The sequence below is a fragment of the Bartonella sp. CM86QHHN genome (genome assembly GCF_042194695.1).
Lineage (GTDB): Bacteria > Pseudomonadota > Alphaproteobacteria > Rhizobiales > Rhizobiaceae > Bartonella.
The window spans coordinates 1-4,125 of sequence record NZ_JBHIND010000069.1; the positions used below are offsets into that span (position 1 = coordinate 1).

Sequence of the window (4,125 nt, forward strand, 5' to 3'; positions counted from 1 at the left end):
CCACCCTGATCTGTCACAGCTTGTAGCCGCGCATGGTGAATATCAAGGGCATTGGTGCTTTGAAAGTCTAAACCGCCATAAGTCAATTCGCTCTCTGAGACATCAATATGATCTGCAATTAAATACAGCGTTTGCGGCGTGTAAATATGAGAACGATTATTGCTTAAATCGAGAGTTGTTGCCGTCAATCTCACATCCCCCTCAGCAGACAACACATTCTCAACACTGATCTCTCCTGATACCGATGTCAATGTTGCACTGCCATAGCCCATGACCTGATCATAATAGATGTCGTTGCCTGCAAAAATTTCAATATTGCCACCACTGGCAATCTGACCAACCTTCACCCCTTCTTTTGCTGTAATCAAAAGAAAGCCCTTTTCATCTAAAACAAGATCCCCTGAACCGCCCGTAGAAACGACACCTGTCATCAGTGTCCCTGCATCAAGGCTGCCAACCTTTAAAACAGCTTCTTCACCCGTCATCAGTGAAGAAAAGTCAACCGCCCCACCCTCAATATTTGCCTTGCCATAGGCTAAAAGTTGCCCAAAATGAACGGGAGCATTTGTTGCTGGTTGTGCTTGAATGGCAACATTTTGATGCGACAGAATTGTTTGAGAAACAGATAGCCCGTTATGAAAAACCAGGGTGATATCTCCTGCTCCATAAACACTTTCAGCAACAATCGCACCTTGACTGCTCTGGAGATCAACATCCCCTTGGGTGCCAAGAACAACAACACCAGCAGCACCCGTTGCCGCCATATCAACCCCACCAGCTAAAAAATGAGCTTGTATATCACCACCGGCATGCGCCTTGAGATTCCCTTGTGCTAAAACAATCCCCTCAAGCTTCAAGTCTCCGCCCGATTCAAGAGCCATATCAGCGCCTGCCCCTAGCCCTGAAACTTGAAGTGTCTGGCGCGAAGTCAGCTCCATATTGCCCCCAGAGGTTGCCTTACCGGCAATCGATAAAAGCCCATCCTGCGCCTCTATCTTCAAATGACCATCAGCACCAACCGTTTCTAACGTCACATCCTTATGGGCGGCAATATCAATATGCTTTTTCGAGGTGATGTGCTTTGCCAATACGCTCTGGCTTTTCGATTTGAGGACAACACCCCCATGACCAAAAACATTCTTCAACGAGATTTTCCCGTCAGCAGAAAGATGCAACTGCCCCGCATTGGCTGCCATATCATGGCGCATGCGAACCCCAACACCTTTTTCTGTTGCCACAAGTTTAATCTGATCCGCCTGTAGAGCCCCCAAAGCAGAACCATCTATCGCATATTCCGGTTTACCGGTAATATCGGTCAGTTCTTTCATTTCCCGTGAAGCATAATCAAAGTGACCTGTCCCTGCTGTCACTCCAATTTCTCTGCCCGCAACAGCTCCTTCAAAATGCACTGTGCGTGAGACAATATCGACAATATCAATCGCTCCTTGACCAGAGAAAAAATTGGCTCCCTTAGCGCCAAAGGTAATATCCCCACCTCGCACCTCAAAGCCTTTCAAAAAACCGCTCGCATCAATTTCGGGAACACCTGTGGTTAAGGTCGCATGGGGCGTATTGATAAAGCCACAACCATCACAGCTTATCCCATTGGGATTGGCTATAATCACATCGGCGGGGCTCCCAAAAACCTCTCCTGGACCATGAAGCGCACTGCGCTTGCTGCTGGTCACTTCATTTAAAATCACTTTCGCTGAACCCGTGAAACGCAAATGCGGATTGCCCGGCATAATGCCCCCCAACTGCGATTGCCCTACTTCTTGCGCATGATTGTTCCAAATCACACCCGGATTTCCAATATTAAAATCGTTATATTTATTGTGCGATAAGCCCTTGCCATTGGGGGTAACAATATCAATCGAGGGAACCCCATTGGGCGCTGCTACTATATCTGGACGATGGGCGGCATTCGCGTTAGGATCAACTGCAATTTGCGCCTGTAACGCTGAAGGGGCTAACAAACAAGAAAAACCAAGTCCCCCAAATAAAACCTTTTTGAGCATCGTACTGGAGACTAAAACACCTAATAAAGCTGCTCTTTCTGCTCTCTTCTCATATCTCATACGTTAACTCCCCAATAAAAAATGCTTAAAGTTCCATTGTTAATGTCATAAAAAATGTTCCTGATTTTTTGTGCTTAACTGTGCTCCAAAAAATACTGGAATAACTGGCATCAAGAGAGACCATGCCTCCCGCAAGCTTGACACCTGCTGTCCAACCGGCAAGCTGGTCACTCTTAATCCCATACAAAACTTGCGAAAACACACGCCCATAATCCAAACCAACATAAGGGCGAAGTTCTCCAAAAACCTTTTTGAAGGTCGCGTGATTGCTCCACGGAATGGTGCGTAGCAACAAATCATTCCGGCTAAAAAAACCGTTATTGCCAAAAAGCAAACTCTCACGCGTGCCACGAACATTGGAAGCGCCCCCCAACGAAATCTGTTCAGCTCCCAATAAATTATGCGGTGAATATTGACCACTCAAAAGATTGCTCAGTATAAAGTCCAAGCTCCCTACCTTAAAAGGCGTCATGACACTAAGCGTACCGGTAAATTTGGCAAATTGTGGCTCCGCATCCCCTGCTCCTGGCGCATGTTTCTTTACTGAATGAAACAAGGGAAGACCTTGCAAATAACTCACATCAAAGGTCCAAGTCCCCCCCAACATCTGGCGCGAATGCGAAATGCCAAAATTGGCGACGCTATATTGACGGCTGCCCACTTCAATCTTATTGCCAAGAAGGTAATTGTTGGTTCTTTTATAAGAAAGACCTAAATTCAAGGCTGTAAGGGAAACACTGTCACGGTAAAGAACCCTGCTTGTACTGGCGTGCAACTCACTGGAATCCCCCGTCGTCTCAATATCGGTAAAATTGCCAGGGATTATGCTTTGGTAATTATAAACAGTGCCATTCAATCCAAAGGTCCAATAACCATATGGAATACTCACACTCGCTGAAATGTTATTGCTATGTCCTTCTTGCTTGCTCCCACCCCAATAATCGGGCTCACTGCGCTGATAGTTAAAATCCCACGCATCATTCATCCCTAAAATATTTTCTACCCTCAAGCCCGCACTATAACGCGCATAACCTGTAGAGGCTTGTCCCATATTGTCATGAGAAACAGTAACCTTGAAAGTTTTATCGGGATGATTGTTAATATTGACAATGGTGCTTCCTTCTTCACGCCCTGGAAGAAGTTCGCTTTGAGCGTGCGCTGAACTCAAACGGTTGATCTGATCAAGCCCCTGTTCAATATCGCGCATGTTCAGAACATGATCTTGAAGCCCAGGAAAAGCACTCCATACAACATTATTATAACGAGACGTCGGTGAACCATTATAGTAAATCTCTGAAAGTTTCCCCTCAACGACAACAAATTTGAGCGTCTTGCTGTTTTTGATATCTTGATCAGGAATATAAAAACGCGCCGTTACATAGCCTTGATCCAAATAAACTTTGGTTAACTTCTTGATTAAGAGCTGAATATCAAAAAGACCGATACATCTTCCAACATAAGGCTCTGTTACGGCTGATATAGAGCGCTTTTTGACATGGTGCACTCCCTCAACAACAACAGCATGAATGGGAAAACATTGCTTCCCACCCAAAAGCGTTTCTGGATTTTGCTCTGAAGGCGTCTTTATCCTTTTAGGCGTTAAAGCGCGTAATTTCTCAATTCTTTCTAATTGCTGCTTTTCTGAATACCTACGAGAAAAATTATCGGTTGGGGAATGAAAAATAGCTGAGGAGCGCGCATAAACATTTACACCTGTAAACAAGCCAAAGAAAACAAAAATGGCACGAAAAATTCTCAAAAGAGAACTTTGGCGTAAAAATACACAAAACAATACAGATTGCCCCCGCTTTGCACTATTCATGAAGCATGATTTAAAAGAACTTCATGGAACCGCTAATAAATCCACTCAAAACAGCCACTGCCCTATAACGCTTTTAACAAAAGCACATGCCTCTGTGACCAAAGAAAAGTGATACCCAAAAACTGCTTTATTTTAACTGCTGAAGATCTCTCCCCCACATTTCTATGGAAAAACCTCTAAACAAAACTGTTTAGCCCGTCAATGGTTAATACATTAATATCCCCA

At 44.6% G+C, this 4,125-nt stretch carries 2 protein-coding genes; both read right to left on the reverse strand.

Annotated features, from left to right (window positions below):
- The coding region (locus tag ACFIKX_RS07895) for a filamentous hemagglutinin N-terminal domain-containing protein (protein ID WP_375627772.1) at positions 1–2,078 on the reverse strand (2,078 nt) is incomplete at its 3' end.
- A 25-nt stretch (positions 2,079–2,103) separates the two neighbouring features.
- On the reverse strand, positions 2,104–3,900 hold the full coding sequence (locus tag ACFIKX_RS07900; RefSeq protein WP_375627773.1) for a ShlB/FhaC/HecB family hemolysin secretion/activation protein: 1,797 nt from the start codon (positions 3,898–3,900) through the stop codon (positions 2,104–2,106).
- Positions 3,901–4,125 lie beyond the last annotated feature (225 nt).

Excerpts from the sequence above, each read along its gene's own strand:
- ACFIKX_RS07900 (WP_375627773.1), bottom strand. The coding sequence starts at position 3,900 with ATGAATAGTGCAAAGCGGGGGCAATCTGTATTGTTTTGTGTATTTTTA.